Source organism: Streptacidiphilus fuscans (genome assembly GCF_015690355.1).
GTDB lineage: Bacteria > Actinomycetota > Actinomycetes > Streptomycetales > Streptomycetaceae > Streptacidiphilus > Streptacidiphilus fuscans.
In genome coordinates this window covers 726048-742551 of record NZ_JADPRT010000002.1, presented here as the reverse complement: position 1 = coordinate 742551, position 16504 = coordinate 726048, and the positions used below count along the sequence as shown (strand labels likewise).

Genomic DNA, 16504 nt, shown 5'->3' with positions numbered 1-16504 from the left:
GGCACGGTGATCTCCGGCACGTGCATCGGACGGATCGTCAGTCGCAGGAGGCCCTGTGAACCTCGTGAGCAACTCCGTGAGCACCGCAGGGCGCGTGAACCGCGCCGCTGTGCCGCCCCGGCGCCGGTCCCGAGCGCGCGCGGCGTTCGCCGTCCTGCTCGCGGGCGCCGCGGTGACCGGGCTCTCCGCGTGCTCCGGCGGCTCGGCCGACGGCGGCACCGCCCACACCGGATCGGCGGCGGTCGTCGGTGGCACGCGGATCAGCATGGCCACCGTCCAGGACCAGGTGAACGCCTTCCGTGCGGCCGCGCCCGCGCAGGGGCAGCCCGCGTCGGCGGGGCAGGCGCAGATGTTCGGGCAGGACTCGCCCGGCGTGCCGACCGCTGTGCTGCAGTTCCTCATCCAGTCCGAGGTGGTCCAGTCGGCGCTGGACGCGAAGGGGCTGTCGGTCACGGCCACCGAGGTGTCCGCCGCCGAGGCGCAGAACGCCGCCTCGCTCGGGGGAGCGGCCCAGCTGACGACCGCGTTCGTCGCCGGGACCGGCCTGCCGCCCAGCGACCTCGACGGGTACTTCCGGATGCGGGTCGGCGAGGAGAAGCTGGTCGCGGCGTCCGGCGTCACCCAAGCCACCCAGCAGCAGTTCGACGCCGACGCGGCCAAGCTGCTCGCCGCGCAGGCGGAGAAGATCGGCATCGACGTGAACCCCCGCTACGGCAGCTGGGACGCGGCGTCGGGCGGGCTGGTCGCGGCCCCGCAGCCGTGGCTCAAGACCGTCTGACGGATCCGGCGCGCCGAACCGTGCGGAAGTTATCCACAGGGGAGAAAACGTGTAGCCGCGGTGTCGGTTGGGCGGGGTAGGTTCGGGGCGTGGCACAGAACGAGACCCAGACCCTTGACACCCCCCGCGCAGCGGGCCGGTTGATCCTGCTCAGCAGCACCCACCGGGTCGCGCCCGGCCTGCTGTCCTGGCCCGCGTGGCAGGCGCTGCACGCGGCCGACCGGGTCCTGGTCGGCGACGCCGCGCATCCGCAGCTCGCGCCCTTGGCGCAGGCCGGTGTCGTAGCCGAGGTGCTCGACGTCCCGTTGTACGCGCTGGCCCGCACGCTGGCCGAGGCGGCGGCCCGGGACGGGGACGGAGACGGGGCCGTGGTGGTCTGGGTGGTCGGGCAGGACGGCGATCCCGGGCTGACCGATTCGCTCGCGCGGCTGGCCGTCGAGGGCGCGCAGACCCCCGGCGTGGTCGTCCCCGAGCTGGAGCTGCTGCCCGGCTCCTACGACCTGCCCGGCGCGCGGCTGCTCGACCTGGCCTGGGTGATGGACCGGCTCCGCTCGCCCGGCGGCTGTCCCTGGGACGCCGAGCAGACGCACGAGTCGCTGGTGAAGTACCTGGTCGAGGAGGCCTACGAGCTGGTCGAGGCCATCGAGGAGGACGACCGGACGATGCTCCGCGAGGAGCTCGGCGACGTGCTGCTCCAGGTCTTCTTCCACGCCCGGATCGCGCAGGAGCACGAGACGGAGCCCTTCTCCATCGACGACGTGGCGGGCGGCATCGTCGAGAAGCTGATGTACCGTCACCCCCACGTCTTCGGCGATGCGGACGCCTCCACGGCCGAGCAGGTCGAGGCCAACTGGGAGGAGCTCAAGGCCGCCGAGAAGCAGCGCGATTCGGCGGTGGACGGCGTCCCGCTGGCCCAGCCCGCGCTGGCCCTGGCCGCCAAGCTGCACTCCCGCGCCACCAAGGCGGGCGTCTCCGCCGCCCTGCCGGGCGTGGTCACGGACACGGGCGCGGATGCCGAGGCCGCCCAGGCCGCCGACTTCGGGGCCCGGCTGCTCCGACTCGCCGTCGAGGCGCAGGAGGCCGGGGTCGACCCGGAGGCCGCGCTGCGCGCCGCCGCACGCGTCTACCGGGACGCGATCCGCGCGGCCGAGTCCGCGGCCTGAGCCTCGGACGTCTGCGACAACCCACGGACGAGGGGGACTTGATGGAGATCCGCGCACCGCAAGCCTGGCCGACGACGGAGGCGGCGGCGCTGGCCGTCCAGGCCGAGCTGCGCCCGCAGGTGCGGGCCGTCCCGCTCGGCTCGCGTCCGCGCACGCTCGCCGGGCTGGACGTCGCCTACGCGGGCGCACACGGCAGCGCGGACGACGAGGTCGCCGCGGCCGTCGTCGTCCTGGACGCGGAGACGCTGGAGCCCATCGAGCAGGCCACGGCGGTCGGGAAGGCCGGATTCCCCTACATACCAGGCCTGTTCGCCTTCCGTGAGCTGCCCGTGCTGCTCCGGGCGCTGGAGCAGCTCACCGTCACCCCGGACGTCTTCCTCTGCGACGGCCAGGGCCTGGCACACCCGCGCCGCTTCGGCCTGGCCTGCCACCTCGGCGTGCTGACCGGCCGCCCGACGCTGGGCGTCGCCAAGACGCCGCTGCTGGGGGAGTGGTCGGAGCCGGACGCCGAGCGCGGGTCCACGGCGGACGTCACGGACGGCGGGGGCGTGGTCGCCCGCGTCGTCCGCACCCAGACGGGCGTCAAGCCGGTGACGGTCTCGATCGGCCACCTCATCGACCTCGACGACGCGACCGACGTGGTGCTGCGCGCCGCGCCGCGCTACCGCCTCCCGGAGACGACGCGCCTCGCCGACCGGCTCTGCCGCGACGCGCTGCAGGGCGTGGCCGACGCCACGGGGGTCAAAAGCGCCTGACCGCCGGAACGGCTGACGTCAGAAACGGCTGACGATCTTGGCGACGAAGGCGACCACGGCCGTGATCCCTCCCAGCGCCATCATCGACGACATGAGTGCGGGGCCGAAGGCGATGAGTTGCCGCCAAGGAGCGGGATTCGGCGGCTGTGACTGCGGCTTGGCGTGAGCGCCCGGGTCCTTGCCGGAGCCCTTGCGCTTCTCGACGGTGACGGACTTCGGCGAGACGCCGATGACGGCCAGCGCGAGACCCAGCCCGCTCAGGGTCAGCAGGCACAGCGCCACGTCCATGGCCGCGTTGGCGAAGCCGGGTTGGGCGTAGTCGGTGCCGTCCGCCTCACGCCGGACTGTCAGGGGGACACCGACGGAGGCGGCAGTGCGCTCCAACTGGAGGTCCCGGACCACCACCGAGCCGTCGGTCGACCTGAAGGTGCCCAGGCAGACGCTGTGCGAGCTCTTCCCGGAGCCTTCGGTCCAGCACTTGGTGGCGGTGTAACTGCCGGGGAGCCCGGCGTTGTCGGTGTCGTAGACCAGGTTGTGGATCGGGCCGACGACCATGATCCACCCGGCGAGCGCCACGGCGCCCAGCACCGCCAGCACGCCGAACACGGTGGTCGTCAACGACGGCGCGGGACGCGCGTCGGTGGGGAGCTGCTGCATGGGATGAACGTCACAGCCCGTCAGTTGTTGGCGATGTGCTCGGCGATGAGCCCGATGGCGAAGGCGATCACGGTGAGCGGTCCGGTGAGCCAGAGCAGACCCCAGCCGAAGTAGGCGACCTGCCGCCAGGGGGCCTTGGACGGGATGTTGCTCTTCCTGCCGCTGGCCGACTGCTCGCCGACCGGCGCGTCGTCCTCGTCCTCGTCGGCGGCGATGAGGAGGCCGTTGGGGCCGATCTTGTACTTCGGCTTCGACGGATCGACGGTGGAGAAGCACATGTCGATCCGGGCCAGCACGAGGCCCAGTCCGGCGAGGAAGGCCAGGCCCCAGGCCGCGTCCATGGCCGCGTGGGCGAAGCTGGGCTGGTTCCACATGGTGCCGCCCCACTCCCGCACCAGCGGGGTCGGGTGACCGACCGTAACGTCGCTGTCGGCCAACTGGACGTCAGGCACCACCAACGAGCCGTCGGTGGAGGTGAAGGTGCCGGTGCAGATGTACGGGTCGTTCTTGACCGTGGGGTCGTGCGCGCACGCGCTTGCCACGTAAGTGCCGGGCGTTCCCGCCATGTTGGTGTCATAGAAGAAGTCCCGCACCGGCCAGACGGCGAGCAGCACCGCCACGATCGCCACTGCCAGGAACGTCACCGTCACGGCGAGCGCCGGGCTGTTCACGAAGCTGCCGGGAGGCGGCGTCGGCTGCTGCCAACCGGGCGGCGGGGGATAGGCGCCGGGGTGCGGCGGCGGATAGCCGTTCGGCGGCGGGTAACCACCTCGCGCCGACCCCCAACCCGGCTGCGCCTGCTGCTGCTCGGAACTGCCCGACTGGCTGTTCGTCACGTTCTTCCCCTCGTTGTCCACTAAGCATGGACATGGTGACATTGCGCCACGATCGCGACATCACCCACCCCCTTGCCGGTCAGTTGCCGTTGACGACCTCGGCGATCACCCCGACCGCGCCGATCAGCAGCGCGAACGGCAGTGACAGCGCGATCAGCCACAGGCCGGTGCCGGATATCTGCCGCCAGGGCGTCCGGAGCGTCGAGGTCCGCGAGCGCTTCCGGGGCCCCTCCCCGGGCGCGTGGTCCTTTCCGAGCAGGACCTTGCTCACGGCCTCCCGGTCGACGGGCTGCTGTCCCCTCTCCAACCGCTGCTGTCGCCGCAGTTGTTGGTGCCGTCGCCGCTCGCCGGCGTTCGCGTACGTGCGCCCGACACCGATCCGGAACAGCACGAAACCCAGAACGGTCAGGCCCGCCAGACCCATGGCCAGGTCGATCGTGGCGTTGGCGAAGCCGGATTGGGCGTAGGAGGTGCCGTCGCCCTCGCGGCGGAGTGCGATCGGGTGGCCGACTGCGGCCTTGGTGTTGTGCACGGCCACGTCCCGCACCACGGCCGAGCCGTCGGAGGGGGTGAAGGTGCCCTGGCAGTCGATGTTGGGGTCCTTGGTGGAGCCGCTCTTCTGACAGCTCGTCGCCGTGTAGGTGCCGGGCGTTCCGGCGAGCCCGGCGTCATAGGCGAAGTAGGTCCCGGCGCCGGTCACCAGGTAGAACGCCGTGATCGCCGTGGCCAGCACCGCCAGCAGCACGGCCAGCGTGGCACTGCGCTGGGACAGGTCCCGGTGAGGGGGACGCGGCAGGGGCGCACCGGGCCAGGCGGGCGGGGGTGGGGGAGGGGGATACGCGCCCTGCGGCGGCACACCCCAACCCGGCTGGGCCTGGCCCGGCACGGTCTGGCTGGGCTGGCTGGTCTGGCCGGCCTGGTCGCGCTCGAAGTCGTCCGACTGGGTGCCGTTCATGATTCCCCCTCTTGTCCACCGCCCGAGGACATGGTGGCATCGCCCCATGACAGAGACGCCACCCTCCCCTTCGCGCTGGGGCCTCACCTTCCCGCTGGACGGCATCCCCCTGGGCGCGCAGCGCGCACTCGTCGAGTCGCTGCCCGACCTCGGGTTCACCGACCTCTGGTCGATGGAGACCGCCGGCGCCGACGCCTTCACCCCCCTGGCGCTGGCGTCCGTCTGGGCCCCGACGCTCAACCTCGGCACGGCGATCGTCCCCGTGCACACGCGCGGCCCGGCGCTGCTGGCGATGCAGGCCGCGGCGCTGGCGGAAGCCGCGCCGGGACGGTTTTCCCTTGGCCTCGGGTCGTCGTCGCCGGTGATCGTGCAGGACTGGAACGCGGTGCCCTTCGAGCAGCCCTTCCAGCGCAGCCGCGACGTCCTGCGGTTCCTGCGGGCGGCGTTCACCGGCCAGCCGGTGACGGAGGAGTACGACACCTTCGCCGTCCGCCGCTTCCGGCTGGACCGCGTGCCCGCGCACGTCCCGCCCGTGCTGCTGGCCGCGCTGCGCTCCGGCATGCTGCGGCTCGCGGGCCGCGAGGCCGACGGCGTGATCCTCAACTGGCTCTCCCCGGACGACGTCCGCACCGCCCGCGCGGAGTTCGACGCCGCGGCGGGCCCGGACCACGGCAAGGACGTGGTCGCCCGGATCTTCGTCTGCCCGACGGAGGACGCGGACTACGCCCGCGCCCTCGGCCGCCGCCTGATCGCCGCGTACCTCACGGTCCCCGCCTACGCGGAGTTCCACCGCTGGCTCGGCCGCGGGGACGCTCTCAAGCCGCTGTGGGAGAACTGGGCCGCGGGCGACCGGAAGGCCGCGGCCGCGTCGGTCCCGGACGCGGTCGTCGACGACCTGATCGTCCACGGCCCGGCGGGACGCGTGCGTGAGCGGCTCCACGAGTACGTCGCCAACGGCGTCACCGTCCCGGTCCCAGCGCTGCTGCCCGTGCCCGAGCAAGGCGCTCAGGCGCTTGCGTCAGCAATCAAGGCAGTCAGCCCGGCCTGATCCCTTCTGTAGACGGGACGTTGCACCTACCTCAGGGGCGCGGGGAACTGCGCGAACAACCACTGACGAGCGGAGGGCCCTGCGCGTTCGGGGCCCTACCGCCCAGGGTGGCTTGTCGCGCAGTTCCCCGCGCCCCTAGGTGGTGCAACCACTTGCGGCAGCACAAGCTCGCCTGGTCGCGCCCACGCGGCGGAGCCGCAGATCAGCGAAGCCCCGCTCCCCTGAGGGTGCAACTACCTGCTGTCAGCCCAGCTGCGGGAGTGACGCGACCGCCTTGCGCATGCCTGAGAGCCAGCCGTCGCGGTCGGAGACGCGCTGCTGTTCGTAGGTGGCGACCTCCTCGTGGGGGAGGATCAGGAAGCGCTCGTCCGCGAGGCCGCGGACGACCGACTCCGCGACGTCCTCCGGCTCCAGGAGGGGGCCGAACGCCGTCAGGACCGCGCGCACGTCCTCGCGTGCGGTCATCGCCGTGCGGACGCCCTGCGGGCACAGCGCGCTGACGCGGATGCCCTGCGCGCCGTAGGTGACGGAGAGCCACTCGGCGAAGGCGACCGCCGCGTGCTTGGTCGCCGTGTAGGCCGCGTCGCCGGGCATCTGCAGCAGGCCCGCCGCGCTCGCGGTGTTGAGCAGGTAGCCGTGGCCGCGCTTCAGCATCCCGGGCAGGACCGCGCGCGCCGCGTACACGTGGGACATGACGTTGATGTCCCAGTTGGCCTGCCACAGCTCGTTGGACGCGTCGATGCCCGCGCCGCTGCCGATGCCGGCGTTGCTGCAGAACAGGTCGACCGGGCCGAGGTGCTTCTCGGCCGTGTCGACGAGCGCCCGCACGTCGCTCTCGCGGCTGACGTCGCTGGCCACGCCGACGGTGTGGCAACCGTGGCGGTCCAGCTCCTGGGCGAGGTCCTCGACCTTCGACCCGTCCAGGTCGGCCAGCAGCAGGCCGCGTGCGCCCTCTGCGGCGAACCGCCGCGCCAGTGCCGTGCCGATGCCCCCGGCCGCGCCCGTGACGACGACTACCGCGCCTTCCAGCTCCATGCCCCGAACCCCTTTGTTCGCACTCGACGGATCGGACCCCCGCACGGCCCGATCGCTGCGGGCGATCGTAAGCTCAGTACCGTTGGTACGACAGTGTGTCTCTGCCCACCTTGCCGAACGGTTAACGTCGAGACGTGCCAGATCTCGCCCAGCCCCCGCTCTTCTCGCCCGACTTCGCCGCCGACCCCTACCCGGCGTACGCCTGGCTGCGCGACCACGCGCCGGTCCGCTGGACCACCCTGCCGAGCGGGGTCGACGCCTGGTTGGTGACCCGGTACGCGGACGCGCGCCAGGCGCTGGCGGACGGCAGGCTGAGCAAGAACCCCGCCCGGCACAGCGGGCAGGCGCACCGCAGCGGCCGGGTCGGCATCCCGGGCGAGCGCAACGCGGACCTGATGACGCACCTGCTCAACATCGACCCGCCGGACCACACCCGGCTGCGCAGCCTGGTGTCGAAGGCGTTCACCCCGCGCAGGGTGGCGGCCTTCGAGCCGCGTGTGCGCGAGATCACGGACCGGTTGATCGACGCGTTCGCGGAGCGCGGGGACGCCGACCTGATCCACGAGTTCGCCTTCCCGCTGCCCATCTACGCGATCTGCGACCTGCTCGGCGTCCCGGCGGAGGACCAGGACGACTTCCGCGACTGGGCGGGGATGATGATCCATATGGGTCAGGCGCCGCGCGGCGGTGTCGGGCGGGCGGTGAAGAAGATGCGCGGCTACCTGGCCGAGCTGATCCACCGCAAGCGCGCCGACCTCGGCGACGACCTGATCTCCGGCCTGATCCGGGCCAGTGACCACGGCGAGCACCTGACCGAGAACGAGGCCGCGGCGATGGCCTTCATCCTGCTCTTCGCCGGGTTCGAGACCACGGTCAACCTGATCGGCAACGGCATGTACGCACTGCTGACCCATCCCGAGCAGCGGGCGCTGCTCCAGGCCTCCCTCGACCGGGGCGAGACCGCGCTGCTGGAGTCCGCCGTCGAGGAACTACTGCGCTACGACGGGCCGGTGGAGATCGCCACCTGGCGGTTCGCGACCGAGCCGCTGACCGTCGGCGGCCAGGAGATCGCGCCTGGCGACCCGGTCCTCGTGGTCCTGGCCGCAGCCGACCGCGACCCCTCCCGCTTCGCGGACCCGGACCTGCTCGACCTGGCCCGGCGGGACAACCCGCACATCGCCTTCGGCCTGGGCATCCACTACTGCATCGGCGCGCCGCTGGCCCGCCTCGAAGCCCAGTACGCGATCGGCGAGCTGCTGCGCAGGCTCCCTGACGTCACGTTGGCCGCCGACCCAGCGGAACTGCGCTGGCGCGGCGGCCTCATCATGCGGGGGTTGCGGCAACTGCCGGTGGAGTTCGAGCCTGCCGGTCGTGCTCCGGGGGTGCAGGCTTAGCGGATTGCCGTGCGGCTCAGCCCATGGCTCGGGGGTAGTTCAGGCCGTGGCTCAGGCCGTGCGGCTGCCGGGCAGGGTGATCCGGAGCACCAGGTGGCCTCCGAAGAACAGCACCATGCCGATGGCCAGGATCACGCTGCTCACCGAGCGCCGGTCGCGGTCGCGCGGGACGAGCAGCGCGACGAGTGCGACCAGCACCAACGACGTCTGCACGCCGACGTTCTGGAAGAGCAGCCCGGTCAGCCACTCGAAGAGCCTGTCTCGTATCTCCATCTATCCACCTCCTGTGTATGTACAAGAGGATTTCCAGGTAGCACGGAGTGGGAACCTGTAAAACTGATGAGTAGACAAGTTCCGCCTGCGGCACAGGAGTACGCTGCAGGACGGTTCGGCGGAGGGGGTGCTCCGATGGTGTCGAAGCGCGTGCAGGAGCAGTTGGAGCAGCGGATCGCCGAGGGCGCGTGGCAGCCCGGCGAGTCCCTGCCCTCGGCGCAGCAGCTCGCCGAGGACCTCAAGGTGTCGCGGGTCACGGTGCAGAAGGCGCTGACCGCGCTCGCGCGCGACGGCCTGATCCTCACCCGGGCCGGCAAGCCCGCCGTCCTCACCGGCGCCCGGCCCGACCCCGCCGCTCGGCAGCCGGGCAGGCAGCCGCAGCCCTTGCCCGAGGAGGGGGCGGTCGACGTCCTGGAGCGCCGGCTCGGTCGTGCCGTGCGCAGCGGCAGGCTCCGGGTGGACGTGCTCTCCGCGACCTCCGAGACCTTCGTCACCGCCCTGCAACGGCAGTTGCTCGGGCTGCGTGCGCGGCGCGGGCCGGTGCTGGAGGAGTTCCGGGTGCGGCTGCTGTTCTGCGACTTCAGCGGACTGCCGACGTTCCCACGGGTGTTGGGCGATCCGGACGACCACCGGCCGATCGCCCGACTGCGACGAATCGGGCAGGACCAGGTGACCGTGCTGCGCTCGGCCGCGATGTCCCTGCACACCTTCCGACTGGTCGCCGGTGAGCCGCTGATCGAGGCGCGGACGCTGCCGTTCCCGCCGATGTCGCAGCTCTACCTCGTCAACGACGGCGAGGTGGTCGAGGGCCGGTACGAACTGCGGGAGCGTCAGGTCGAAGTCGGCGGCCACCAGCGCACGCAGGCCGATCTGACGGGGCTGAGCACCCCGCTCTTCGTCAGGACCCGGCACGCGCTGCCCAACCACGTCGATTCCGCGTACGTGGACGCCGCGCAGGCGTCCTTCGACTCCTGGTGGTCCCAGGGCGATCCGTACGGGATCTCGCTTGACCGTTGACGCGTGTCAGTCCGCGCCGACGCGCTGACCTGCAACGTCGTCAGGTAAGGCGAAAAGTCAAATAACAGCGGGGTAACGGACCTCACACGAGCTCCTCATGCGACCAGAGCTGACGTCACGGCAGGCGCATAACCGCAGGTCAGCGCCGGTCAGGCGATGGAAGAAGCGCGTGGTTCGCCAACGTACCTCCCTGTGTCGATGGTTGAGATTCGTATGAAGATCTGCCTAGCCTCCGTGTCGTTCGCGGAAGCGGACACCGCCATGCGGGACGCCGAGTCCTGTCCACCGCGAGGCGGCAACGTCTACTTGACGACCGGACAGGAGCGGGGGACCCAGGTACGTCGCCGTGAACTCGGTTCACGGCTAGGGGTGAAGGCGCGAGAGCGCCCGGGCTACCTCACGGCCCGAACCCGACAGCTCACCTCGCAGGCGTCGGAGAGGAACATTTCCATGCTGTTCTCCGGCACCGGCCGTCATCGCCGCATCCGTGTCAACAAGGCCAAGGCCATCGTCACCACCACCGGTGTGGCCGGCGCGGCCGTCGCGCTCCCGCTCCTCGGTGCGTCCAGCGCCCACGCCGCCTCGGTCTCCACCTGGGACAAGGTCGCCCAGTGCGAGAGCGGCGGCGACTGGTCCATCAACACCGGCAACGGCTACTACGGTGGCCTGCAGTTCTCCGCGAGCACCTGGCGTGCCTACGGCGGTGGCGCCTACGCGTCGACCGCCGACCAGGCCAGCGAGGGCCAGCAGATAGCCGTCGCCGAGAAGGTGCTGGCCAGTCAGGGGCCCGGCGCGTGGCCCGTCTGCGGCCCGCAGGCCGGCCTGAGCCAGGGCGGCTCGGCCCCGGCGATCAACACCTCGTCGTCGGGCTCCTCCGGCTCCTCGGGTTCGTCGTCCCAGTCGTCCTCGACGTCCTCGACGTCCTCGTCGTCGCACTCTTCGAGCTCGGACTCGTCCTACTCGTCGAGCTCCCACCACTCGACGCGCCACCACAGCACATCGACGAGCAGCACGCCGCAGTACGCCCCGAGCCACGCGTCCGGTGGCGGCACCGGCGACTACACCGTCAAGCCGGGCGACACCCTCTCCGGCATCGCCGCGTCCCACGACATCCAGGGCGGCTGGCACGCGCTCTATGCGAAGAACCGCGCCACGGTCGGCGGTAACCCGAACCTGATCCTCGTCGGCCAGAAGCTCTCGTTCTGACCGTTCTGACGTAGCGCCGTGCAGCAGGCGGAGCTCCTACCGACGGGTAGGGGCTCCGCCCGTCTCGCCGTCCGTTTTGTCCTCGGTGTTCGTCAGTCAAGACGGTGCAAAGGTCCTGAGTGGTTCGCGCGGACAATGCAGCTAGGCTCAGTGCGTAACAACCCGCATCCCCATGAGGAGACAGTTGTGCCCTCCATCGACGTCGTCGTAGCCCGGGAGATCCTCGACTCGCGAGGCAACCCCACGGTCGAGGTCGAGGTCGGCCTCGACGACGGCAGCACCGGCCGCGCGGCCGTGCCGTCCGGCGCCTCCACCGGCGCGTTCGAGGCCCTGGAACTGCGTGACGGTGACAAGTCCCGTTACGGCGGCAAGGGTGTGGAGAAGGCGGTGCTCGCCGTCATCGAGCAGATCGGCCCGGAGCTGGTCGGCTACGACGCCACCGAGCAGCGGCTGATCGACCAGGCGATGCTGGACCTGGACGCCACCGCCGACAAGTCCTCGCTGGGCGCCAACGCGATCCTGGGCGTCTCCCTGGCCGTCGCGCACGCCGCCTCCGAGGCCAGCGACCTGCCGCTCTTCCGCTACCTGGGCGGCCCGAACGCCCACGTGCTGCCGGTCCCGATGATGAACATCCTCAACGGCGGTTCGCACGCGGACTCCAACGTCGACATCCAGGAGTTCATGATCGCTCCGATCGGCGCCGAGTCCTTCTCCGAGGCGCTGCGCTGGGGCGTCGAGGTCTACCACACGCTCAAGGGCGTGCTGAAGGCCCGTGGCCTCTCCACCGGTCTGGGCGACGAGGGCGGCTTCGCGCCGAACCTCGACTCCAACCGTGAGGCCCTGGACCTGATCGTCGAGGCGATCAAGGAGGCCGGCTACACCCCCGGCCGCGACATCGCCCTGGCCCTGGACTGCGCCGCGTCCGAGTTCTACAAGGACGGCGCCTACCAGTTCGAGGGCAAGTCCCGCACCGCCGCCGAGATGACCGCCTACTACGCCGAGCTCGTCGCCGCGTACCCGCTGGTCTCCATCGAGGACCCGCTGTTCGAGGACGACTGGGACGGCTGGAAGACCATCACCGCCGAGCTGGGCGACAAGGTCCAGCTGGTCGGTGACGACCTGTTCGTCACCAACCCGGAGCGTCTGGCCCGTGGCATCAAGGAGGGCGCCGCCAACGCCCTGCTGGTGAAGGTCAACCAGATCGGCTCGCTGACCGAGACCCTGGACGCCGTCGAGCTGGCCCAGCGCAACGGCTTCCGCTGCATGATGTCGCACCGTTCCGGCGAGACCGAGGACGTCACCATCGCCGACCTGGCCGTCGCCACCAACTGCGGCCAGATCAAGACCGGTGCCCCGGCCCGTTCCGAGCGCGTCGCCAAGTACAACCAGCTGCTGCGCATCGAGGAGATCCTCGACGACGCCGCCGAGTACGCCGGCCGCGGCGCCTTCCCGCGCTTCAACGGCTGACGTCGTCAGCTGTCGTCAACGGCTGACCGAACCTCACCCGGTTCCCTCCGACGCCCCGCTGCCTTCACCCTCTAGGGTGGGGGCGGTGGGGCGTCTGAGCGCCCGACAGCCAGGGAGGGACGACGAGGGTGGCGGTGGCCGACCAGAGGCAGGCCCACGAGAAGCAGGCCGAGCGGGAGAAGCAGGCGGTGCCGAAGCAGGCGCGGCGGCGGCCGAAGCTGACCGGCCGTGCGGCGGTGCTCGCCCTCGTGGTCTGCGCCCTTGTCGCGGCGCTGGCGTATCCGATGCGGCAGTTCATCGCGCAGCGCTCGCAGATCGCCCAGCAGCGCGCCGCCCAGCAGCAGGCGCAGCAGCAGGTCGACGAGCTGCGCCGGGAGCGGGCCCGCTGGGAGGACCCGGCCTACGTCGAGGCGCAGGCCCGGCAGCGGCTGCACTACGGCTTCCCGGGCGACGTCCCGTTCAACTCCGTCCTGCCCACCCCCACCGCGACGGCCTCGCCCTCGGCGCAGCAGCAGGCGGCGGCGCAGCCCTGGTACCAGAGCCTGCTCGGCTCGCTCGACTCAGCCGACTCCGCCGACCGGACCACGCAGCCGGGACGCTGAGGAACCCAGACAAACATTGAAGAATAGAGACATGTCGCACGACCCTCAGAGTCCCGCCCAGTCCACCCCCGTCACGCCCGTCACGTCCGGCACGTCCGGCACGTCCGCGTCCGGTGTGTCCGAGGCCGACCGCGCCGCCGTCGAGGCCCAGCTGGGCCGGGTGCCGCGCGGTCTGCGCGCCGTCGCCCACCGCTGCCCCTGCGGCCTGCCGGACGTCGTCGAGACGGCCCCGCGCCTGGAGGACGGCACGCCGTTCCCGACGCTCTACTACCTGACCTGCCCCCGGGCCGCCTCGCTGATCGGCACCCTGGAGGCGGACGGGATGATGAAGGAGCAGACCGCCCGGCTCGACGAGGACCCCGAGCTCGCTGACGGCTACCGCAAGGCCCACGAGGACTACATCGCCCGCCGCGACGCCATCGAGGTGCTGGAGGGCTTCCCGAGCGCCGGCGGCATGCCGGACCGGGTCAAGTGCCTGCACGTGCTGGTCGGCCACTCGCTGGCCGCAGGTCCCGGCGTGAACCCCCTGGGCGACGAGGCGCTGGCCGCGCTGCCGGAGTGGTGGCGCAAGGGCCCGTGCGTCTGCGTGGACGAGTCGCAGAACGACAAGACCGAAGCCGCTGGAGAGAACGCGTGAGCCTGACCCGAGTCGCCGGCGTCGACTGCGGCACCAACTCCATCCGCCTGCTCGTCGCGGACCTCGACCCGGCCACGGGCGAGCTGCACGAGCTGGACCGGCGGATGACGATCGTCCGCCTCGGCCAGGGCGTCGACCGCACCGGCCGCCTGGCGCCGGAGGCGCTGGAGCGGACCTTCGCCGCCTGCCGCGACTATGCGACGGTGATCCGCGAACTCGGCGCCACCCGGCTGCGCTTCGTCGCCACCAGCGCCTCCCGGGACGCCGAGAACCGGGACGAGTTCACCGCCGGGGTGCGCGAGATCCTCGGCGTCGACCCGGAGGTCATCAGCGGCGACGAGGAGGCCCAGCTCTCCTTCACCGGCGCGACCAAGGAGCTGAGCGGGGAGCACGGCCCCTACCTGGTCTTCGACCTGGGCGGCGGCTCGACCGAGTTCGTGCTCGGCACCGACCGCGTCGAGGCGGCCCGCTCGGTCGACATCGGCTGCGTGCGGATGACCGAGCGCCACGGCGACGACTTCGTCTCGATGCGCGCCGACATCAAGAAGGCGCTGGACCAGGCCGCCGAGGTCGTCCCCCTCACTGAACCTTTTGAGGAGCGTGGCGCCACGCTCGTGGGCCTGGCCGGGACGGTCACCACGGTGGCCGCCATCGCGCTGGGCCTGCCCGCCTACGACAGCGAGGCGATCCACCACTCCCGCATCCCGCTGGCCGACGTCCGGGCCGTCACCGAGCGGCTCCTCGGGTCCACCCACGAGGAGCGCGCGGCGATCCCCGTGATGCACCCGGGACGCGTCGACGTGATCACCGCCGGGGCGCTGGTCCTGCTCGCGATCATGGAGCGCACCGGGGCCTCGGAGGTCGTCGTCAGCGAGCACGACATCCTCGACGGGATCGCCTGGAGCACGGTGCTCTGACGGTCCGGCAGCAGGCCCGGCAGGCCCACGTCAGGGCGTGTCGGGCCGGGCGGATTCGTGTCGCGCGGAAATGTTCGTGAATTTCTTCACATGGAGTTCCCGTCGCTCGGATGACCTCTCGGGGCGCTTCGTCCGAATTGTGGGACTGAAGGCGCTCCGGTGGGCTGACCCGCCCGTTCCCAGGTCGTGCGTCGCGGTCGCACACACAATCGCAATGTGGCCGTCGAGCTGCGGATTCTCACGGCTGCCGGGTGGGGTGGGTGAGGAGGGGCCCCGACCGCGCGATCGGGGGCGCGAAGTGTAGCAGATGCTGTCCAGACCCCTGTGAGTAGGCCGACAAATGCCAGGCGAGCAGGGGGTGGATACTTTCGGATATGAGCACCACGGAGCGTCCTCGCATCCTGATTGTCGGCGGTGGCTACGTCGGCCTGTATGCCGCGATGCGCATCCTCAAGAAGATGCGCTACGGAGAGGCGACCGTCACGGTCGTCGACCCGCGGTCGTACATGACGTACCTGCCCTTCCTCCCCGAGGCGGCCGGCGGCAACGTCGCGCCTCGCAACCTCGTCGCCCCGCTGCGCCGCGTCCTGAAGAAGGCCGAGGTCCTCACGGGTCATGTCACCACGGTCGACCAGGACCGCAAGGTGGCCACCGTGCAGCCCGCAGCCGGCGACGCCTACGAGATCCCCTTCGACTACCTCGTCGTCGCGATGGGCTCGGTGTCCCGCACCTTCCCGATCCCGGGTCTGGCGGAGCACGGCATCGGCATGAAGTCGGTCGAGGAGGCCATCAGCCTCCGGAACCACGTCGTGGCCCAGCTCGACATGGCCGAGTCCACCACCGACGAGGCCGTGCGCAAGCAGGCGCTGACCTTCGTGGTCATCGGTGGCGGCTTCGCCGGTATCGAGACCATCGCCGAGATCGAGGACATGGCTCGTGACTCGGCGAAGATCTACCACAACGTGAAGCGCGAGGACATGCGCTTCATCGTGGTCGAGGCGGCCAACCGCATCCTCCCCGAGATGGGCCCGGACCTCGGTCTGTGGACCAAGGAGAAGCTCGAAGAGCGCGGCATCGAGATCTACATCGAGACCTCGATGGAGTCCTGCGTCGACAAGCACGTCGTGCTGAAGAACGGTGTCGAGGTCGATGCCTCCACCATCGTGTGGACGGCGGGCGTCAAGCCGAACCCGGCGCTGGCCAACTTCGGCCTCCCGCTGGGCCCGCGCGGCCACGTCGACACCGCGCCGACCCTGCAGGTCCAGGGCTTCGACAACGTCTGGTCCGCGGGCGACAACGCCCAGGTGCCGGACCTCGCCGTCGGCGAGGGCGCCTGGTGCCCGCCGAACGCGCAGCACGCCGTCCGTCAGGCCATCGTGCTCGGCGACAACGTGGTCTCCGGTATGCGGGGCTTCCCGCAGAAGGAGTACAAGCACAAGAACCTGGGTGCGGTCGCCGGTCTCGGCCTGCACAAGGGTGTGGCGATCCTCTTCGGCAAGTACAAGCTGAAGGGCCGTCCGGCCTGGTGGTTCCACCGCCTGTACCACGGCAGCCGCGTGCCCACCATGAACCGCAAGGTGCGCGTGTTCGCTGACTGGACCCTGGCCATGTTCCTCAAGCGTGAGACCGTCTCCCTGGTGGAGATGGAGAAGCCGCGCGAGGTGTTCGTCGAGGCGGCTGGTCCCGCGAAGACGCTCCCTGCGGCGCCGGCTGCGCCCGCGGCTCCCGCCGCGAAGGAAACCGTCTCCGCCTGACGCCGGCTGA

At 71.2% G+C, this 16504-nt stretch carries 17 protein-coding genes and 1 riboswitch; of the genes, 12 read left to right on the top strand and 5 right to left on the bottom strand.

Features of this window, described 5'->3' with window-relative positions:
• Positions 1 to 55: 55 nt before the first annotated feature.
• The 3 genes from I2501_RS07015 (at position 56) to I2501_RS07005 (ending at position 2696) form a co-directional block, all read left to right on the top strand.
• Entirely contained in the window at positions 56 to 778 is a 723-nt protein-coding gene (locus tag I2501_RS07015) for a SurA N-terminal domain-containing protein (RefSeq protein ID WP_196192931.1), read from the top strand.
• An 89-nt stretch (positions 779 to 867) separates the two neighbouring features.
• A complete protein-coding gene (locus I2501_RS07010) occupies positions 868 to 1941 on the top strand; it encodes a MazG family protein (RefSeq protein ID WP_196192930.1) in 1074 nt (357 codons plus the stop codon).
• A gap of 41 nt (positions 1942 to 1982) precedes the next feature.
• Positions 1983 to 2696, top strand: coding sequence for an endonuclease V (locus tag I2501_RS07005; protein ID WP_196192929.1), 714 nt, complete (start codon positions 1983 to 1985; stop codon positions 2694 to 2696).
• An 18-nt stretch (positions 2697 to 2714) separates the two neighbouring features.
• On the opposite strand, the gene I2501_RS07000 is transcribed toward I2501_RS07005, so the two are convergent.
• The 3 genes from I2501_RS07000 to I2501_RS06990 all read right to left on the bottom strand — a co-directional run bounded on the left by I2501_RS07000 (position 2715) and on the right by I2501_RS06990 (position 5144).
• Positions 2715 to 3353, bottom strand: a complete 639-nt coding sequence (locus I2501_RS07000; protein ID WP_196192928.1) for a hypothetical protein — start codon at positions 3351 to 3353, stop codon at positions 2715 to 2717.
• Between the two features lie 20 nt (positions 3354 to 3373).
• Positions 3374 to 4189, bottom strand: coding sequence for a hypothetical protein (locus I2501_RS06995; protein ID WP_196192927.1), 816 nt, complete (start codon positions 4187 to 4189; stop codon positions 3374 to 3376).
• Positions 4190 to 4268: 79 nt separating this feature from the next.
• Positions 4269 to 5144, bottom strand: a complete 876-nt coding sequence (locus I2501_RS06990; protein WP_196192926.1) for a hypothetical protein — start codon at positions 5142 to 5144, stop codon at positions 4269 to 4271.
• Between the two features lie 46 nt (positions 5145 to 5190).
• Between I2501_RS06990 and I2501_RS06985 the strand changes: the two genes are divergently transcribed.
• Positions 5191 to 6192 carry an LLM class F420-dependent oxidoreductase gene (locus tag I2501_RS06985; protein WP_196192925.1) on the top strand — a complete coding sequence of 334 codons (1002 nt, stop codon included), beginning with the start codon at positions 5191 to 5193 and terminating at the stop codon, positions 6190 to 6192.
• A gap of 243 nt (positions 6193 to 6435) precedes the next feature.
• On the opposite strand, the gene I2501_RS06980 is transcribed toward I2501_RS06985, so the two are convergent.
• Positions 6436 to 7227 carry an SDR family oxidoreductase gene (locus tag I2501_RS06980; RefSeq protein WP_196192924.1) on the bottom strand — a complete coding sequence of 264 codons (792 nt, stop codon included), beginning with the start codon at positions 7225 to 7227 and terminating at the stop codon, positions 6436 to 6438.
• A gap of 134 nt (positions 7228 to 7361) precedes the next feature.
• Between I2501_RS06980 and I2501_RS06975 the strand changes: the two genes are divergently transcribed.
• Entirely contained in the window at positions 7362 to 8621 is a 1260-nt protein-coding gene (locus tag I2501_RS06975; protein ID WP_196192923.1) for a cytochrome P450 family protein, read from the top strand.
• Between the two features lie 51 nt (positions 8622 to 8672).
• Here I2501_RS06975 and I2501_RS06970 read toward each other — a convergent pair whose 3' ends face one another.
• Positions 8673 to 8894, bottom strand: coding sequence for a hypothetical protein (locus tag I2501_RS06970; RefSeq protein ID WP_196192922.1), 222 nt, complete (start codon positions 8892 to 8894; stop codon positions 8673 to 8675).
• Positions 8895 to 9029: 135 nt separating this feature from the next.
• Between I2501_RS06970 and I2501_RS06965 the strand changes: the two genes are divergently transcribed.
• The 7 genes from I2501_RS06965 (at position 9030) to I2501_RS06935 (ending at position 16494) form a co-directional block, all read left to right on the top strand.
• Positions 9030 to 9911, top strand: a complete 882-nt coding sequence (locus tag I2501_RS06965) for a GntR family transcriptional regulator (RefSeq protein ID WP_196192921.1) — start codon at positions 9030 to 9032, stop codon at positions 9909 to 9911.
• A gap of 297 nt (positions 9912 to 10208) precedes the next feature.
• A riboswitch (cyclic di-AMP (ydaO/yuaA leader) is annotated at positions 10209 to 10358 on the top strand.
• A gap of 3 nt (positions 10359 to 10361) precedes the next feature.
• Positions 10362 to 11117 carry a LysM peptidoglycan-binding domain-containing protein gene (locus tag I2501_RS06960; RefSeq protein WP_196192920.1) on the top strand — a complete coding sequence of 252 codons (756 nt, stop codon included), beginning with the start codon at positions 10362 to 10364 and terminating at the stop codon, positions 11115 to 11117.
• Between the two features lie 186 nt (positions 11118 to 11303).
• Positions 11304 to 12584 carry a phosphopyruvate hydratase gene (eno, locus tag I2501_RS06955; protein WP_196192919.1) on the top strand — a complete coding sequence of 427 codons (1281 nt, stop codon included), beginning with the start codon at positions 11304 to 11306 and terminating at the stop codon, positions 12582 to 12584.
• A gap of 134 nt (positions 12585 to 12718) precedes the next feature.
• A complete protein-coding gene (locus I2501_RS06950) occupies positions 12719 to 13186 on the top strand; it encodes a septum formation initiator family protein (protein WP_328806245.1) in 468 nt (155 codons plus the stop codon).
• 31 nt (positions 13187 to 13217) lie between these two features.
• The gene (locus I2501_RS06945; protein WP_196192917.1) at positions 13218 to 13823 is read left to right on the top strand and encodes a DUF501 domain-containing protein; all 606 of its coding nucleotides are present in this window, start codon (positions 13218 to 13220) and stop codon (positions 13821 to 13823) included.
• 2 nt (positions 13824 to 13825) lie between these two features.
• Positions 13826 to 14740, top strand: a complete 915-nt coding sequence (locus tag I2501_RS06940; protein WP_215909384.1) for a Ppx/GppA phosphatase family protein — start codon at positions 13826 to 13828, stop codon at positions 14738 to 14740.
• Positions 14741 to 15114: 374 nt separating this feature from the next.
• A complete protein-coding gene (locus I2501_RS06935; RefSeq protein WP_196192915.1) occupies positions 15115 to 16494 on the top strand; it encodes an NAD(P)/FAD-dependent oxidoreductase in 1380 nt (459 codons plus the stop codon).
• The last annotated feature ends 10 nt before the right edge of the window (positions 16495 to 16504 follow it).

Bases quoted from the DNA above. Each gene is read 5' to 3' on its own strand.
- I2501_RS07005 (WP_196192929.1), top strand. From the start codon at position 1,983: ATGGAGATCCGCGCACCGCAAGCCTGGCCGACGACGGAGGCGGCGGCG.
- I2501_RS07000 (WP_196192928.1), bottom strand. From the start codon at position 3,353: ATGCAGCAGCTCCCCACCGACGCGCGTCCCGCGCCGTCGTTGACGACC.
- I2501_RS06990 (WP_196192926.1), bottom strand. From the start codon at position 5,144: ATGAACGGCACCCAGTCGGACGACTTCGAGCGCGACCAGGCCGGCCAG.
- I2501_RS06985 (WP_196192925.1), top strand. From the start codon at position 5,191: ATGACAGAGACGCCACCCTCCCCTTCGCGCTGGGGCCTCACCTTCCCG.
- I2501_RS06980 (WP_196192924.1), bottom strand. From the start codon at position 7,227: ATGGAGCTGGAAGGCGCGGTAGTCGTCGTCACGGGCGCGGCCGGGGGC.
- I2501_RS06970 (WP_196192922.1), bottom strand. From the start codon at position 8,894: ATGGAGATACGAGACAGGCTCTTCGAGTGGCTGACCGGGCTGCTCTTC.
- I2501_RS06965 (WP_196192921.1), top strand. From the start codon at position 9,030: ATGGTGTCGAAGCGCGTGCAGGAGCAGTTGGAGCAGCGGATCGCCGAG.
- I2501_RS06960 (WP_196192920.1), top strand. From the start codon at position 10,362: ATGCTGTTCTCCGGCACCGGCCGTCATCGCCGCATCCGTGTCAACAAG.
- I2501_RS06945 (WP_196192917.1), top strand. From the start codon at position 13,218: ATGTCGCACGACCCTCAGAGTCCCGCCCAGTCCACCCCCGTCACGCCC.
- I2501_RS06935 (WP_196192915.1), top strand. From the start codon at position 15,115: ATGAGCACCACGGAGCGTCCTCGCATCCTGATTGTCGGCGGTGGCTAC.